Raw genomic sequence first — 3372 nt, 5'->3', positions numbered from 1 at the left:
TTCATGCTTCAACCCAACCTACGTTCATCTTATATTTAATTCCACCCACCTACTTATTAATATAAGATTATGTAATCATGAGTAAAAACAATTGTTCCTGTGCGTATTCCATTTATTTCTTGAATATAAGTATCGGTGTCATATCGTTTAAATCTGCTATCTTGAAAACTGTTAATTAACCCAGGAAAATCCTCTAATTCAGAGGCACTAATTAATCTATTTCCGTAAAGAAGATCACCAGAAAAAACCCTAAAGGTAGAAGAACGGGTTTCCTCGGAAAATAAACTGCTACAGTTAGGTTGTAAATAGATGTAGATGTAGGCCAAACGCATATCTACAGAAGGCACAAATTCTAAGCCCAAATCAAAATAGCATAGAGTAGGTGGATTAAAAACAGATAAAATAGATTCCCGATAATTATCAGGCTTTCCAAAACTTCTCAACTGAATAAGATGACTACCAGTATTGACTCCCCCTCCTCTTAAATTGTTAAGAGAACATTGTTGAAAGTCAAGAAAGGTTTTAGTTATCGTTCTTTGCCAACTATTAATAATGACTAGAGAATTTCCCCAATACCTATACTGTTCTGGTCGGCGATCGATCTCGATACCAATAGGATCATCCGATTGACGGGGTTCTACCATGCGATAATAGTAAGTGTAGTTGCTAAATTTTACTCTTCGCGGCCCTAGAAGATCATTAACAAAGTTTTTCTGATCTACTTGCCGGCCAAATTCACAAACACTTTGATAATCTTTTATAGTAAACATTGGTAAAAGAATATCTGGTGGCGGCAGTTTGATTTCATCATCAGACCAACGACCTGTAAAAATCCAGGCGGCTGCCCGCTCAGAAACTACCCAAGCAAGACCTCTATATACAGGAATATTGTCAATACTCATTGTTAATAAATAAATCTGATCATTTATTTTGTAACAATTATCCCCAAAACTCTCAAGGATTGTGGCATCGATCTCAGCTAAAGGTTTGCCAAATGGAAGTGCGAGTAAATCAGTAAGATTGCTCATCATTGAATTTTTTGACTAAGTTACTGTTTCTGTTATACGCTATTTAGATGCTGAACAGCTTACTGTTTACCGATCACAGCAAAAAGCTCCCCAATGCCTGCTCTTTCTGGGAACTTGTTGATAACACGAATGTAGTATATAATGTAATATAGGTAATAAGCTGTACTGCATTTAAACTGCGTCTTGACAATTTTAGTACAAATGCTCAGAACTCTGGTGCAGTCTGAACGAGTAATTTAGATAGTCAACAGCTTATCCTCTGTGTTAAAACACGATCACTGATAACAATTTATCTAATTTATCGCAGAATCTCAATTGCGTTATTTTAGTTGTATTGGCTTTTTATTTGATTATTTCATAAAAAATATGACTTACGAAACTCTGGCACTTTCCACACCAACACCGATTTTATCTTGGGCGGGCCATGAATTGGGACCCCAAGAAACCCAAATGGCTAAAAATGTCGCTTCCCTCCCTTTTGTTTATAAACACATTTCTTTAATGCCCGATGTTCACTTGGGTAAAGGTGCTTTAGTTGGTTCGGTGATTGCCACCAAAGATGCCGTAATTCCTGCCGCTGTCGGAGTCGATATCGGTTGCGGCATGGCTGCCTTAAAAATGCCTTTCACCGGTGAACAATTGCAGGGAAAACTCAAAAAAATTCGCCTCGATGTGGAAGAAAATATTCCCGTCGGTTTTGCTGAAAATAAAGAAGTGGATCGGGAAGTAACTAAATGGCCAAAATGGGCGGAATTTAAACAGATTCATCGAGGTGTACAAAACCTAGAGAAAAAAGCCCTTAAACAAATGGGTTCTCTGGGGGGTGGTAATCACTTTATCGAAATTTGTTTAGATACAGATAATCAAGTTTGGTTAATGCTCCATTCCGGTTCTAGAGGTATTGGTAATCAACTGGCCCAATGTCATATTGATACGGCCAAAGAGTTAGCCAAACTAGCAGAAGGTAAATTACCTGACCTCGATCTGGCCTACTTTGTTGCCGGTACAGAAGAATTTACCGCCTACTGGCACGATCTACAATGGGCCCAGGAATATGCCCGTTATAATCGGGAAATTATGATGGCTAGATTTAAACGCATTGTTGAAAAACATCTAGCGGGAGGCAAACCAACTAAACCCCTCTTAGTAGTTAATTGTCATCACAATTATGCCGAAAAAGAAATTCATTTTGGGGAGGAAGTTTATGTCACCCGCAAAGGAGCCGTCCGCGCCAGAGAAACCGATTATGGTATTATCCCCGGTTCCATGGGAGCGCAATCTTATATTGTTAAGGGCAAAGGAGAACATAATAGCTTCTGTTCCTGTTCCCACGGGGCCGGGCGCTTGATGTCGAGAAATCTGGCTAAAAAAACCTTTACTCTTGATGATTTAATTGCCCAAACCCAAGGGGTTGAATGCCGCAAAGATGAGGGCGTTATTGATGAGATTCCGGGAGCTTATAAACCGATCCAACAGGTGATGAATCAACAGGCGGATCTAGTGGAAATTGTCGCCACTCTCAAGCAGGTGCTGTGTGTCAAAGGTTAACAAATCATGGCCAGAGCGATCGATTTTTGTCGTTTTTTCCCTAGCATGAAAAAGATAGGAATCGATCGAGGATTATAAGCGATGAGTCTGACTATTGCTGCCGAATTAGCGCAAATTCCCGCCCATCATCTCAATATCATGGGCTATGTGGATGAATCCGCCGTTAACGGCCCCGGCTGTCGGGCGGTGGTCTGGGTACAGGGTTGTTCTCGCGAGTGTCGGGGTTGTTTTAATCAAGCTTCCTGGCCCTTTAAGATCAATCAATTAATTACTGTTGAGTCTCTAGCTGCCAAAATTTTGGCTAATCCCCGCAATATTGGCCTAACTTTCTCCGGAGGTGAACCTTTTTGGCAAGCAAAAGCCTTGACAGAATTAGCTAAATATGTTAAGGAAAAAGGCTTAAATGTGATGTCCTTCACGGGATTTACGATCGAACAATTGCGCTCAACCCAAGCACCGCCCCACTCTCAAGAATTATTGGCCCAGTTAGATATTTTGGTGGATGGGGCCTATGTGGAATCCCTCGCTATTCATTCCCCCGATTCTCCCGTTTCTTCTAGCAATCAACGGATTCACCTCCTCAATCCCGCTTTGGAAGATCAGATTAATTGGGCATCAGATCAAGTGGAAATTCATATTCTCAAAGACGGAACCCGAATTTTTACGGGATTTTGGGGACAGATTATTTCTTGATCGGGCCCAGAATCAGTGATCACTGCCTAGTGGGACTTAAACAAATTTCAAGCCCAAACAAAGCCTAAACTGGCTTTGTAAGCGGCAAACACATCCCGATTCT

3 protein-coding genes are annotated in these 3372 nt (G+C 40.8%); 2 read left to right on the top strand and 1 reads right to left on the bottom strand.

All coding sequences use genetic code 11. The features are described from left to right. Positions 1 to 56: 56 nt before the first annotated feature. On the bottom strand, positions 57 to 1031 hold the full coding sequence (locus PX636_RS14400) for a hypothetical protein (RefSeq protein WP_288117651.1): 975 nt from the start codon (positions 1029 to 1031) through the stop codon (positions 57 to 59). Between the two features lie 363 nt (positions 1032 to 1394). Between PX636_RS14400 and PX636_RS14395 the strand changes: the two genes are divergently transcribed. Together PX636_RS14395 and PX636_RS14390 are read left to right on the top strand one after the other, a co-directional pair. Beyond that, the gene (locus PX636_RS14395) at positions 1395 to 2576 is read left to right on the top strand and encodes an RtcB family protein (RefSeq protein ID WP_288117650.1); all 1182 of its coding nucleotides are present in this window, start codon (positions 1395 to 1397) and stop codon (positions 2574 to 2576) included. An 81-nt stretch (positions 2577 to 2657) separates the two neighbouring features. Further along, positions 2658 to 3269 (top strand): 4Fe-4S single cluster domain-containing protein, encoded by a 612-nt coding sequence (locus tag PX636_RS14390; protein ID WP_288117649.1) that lies wholly within the window; start codon positions 2658 to 2660, stop codon positions 3267 to 3269. Positions 3270 to 3372 lie beyond the last annotated feature (103 nt).

Origin of the sequence: Microcystis sp. M53598_WE2 (assembly GCF_030067735.1) — a bacterium.
Classification (GTDB): domain Bacteria; phylum Cyanobacteriota; class Cyanobacteriia; order Cyanobacteriales; family Microcystaceae; genus Microcystis; species Microcystis aeruginosa.
This window is presented reverse-complemented; position numbering and strand designations above follow the sequence as displayed.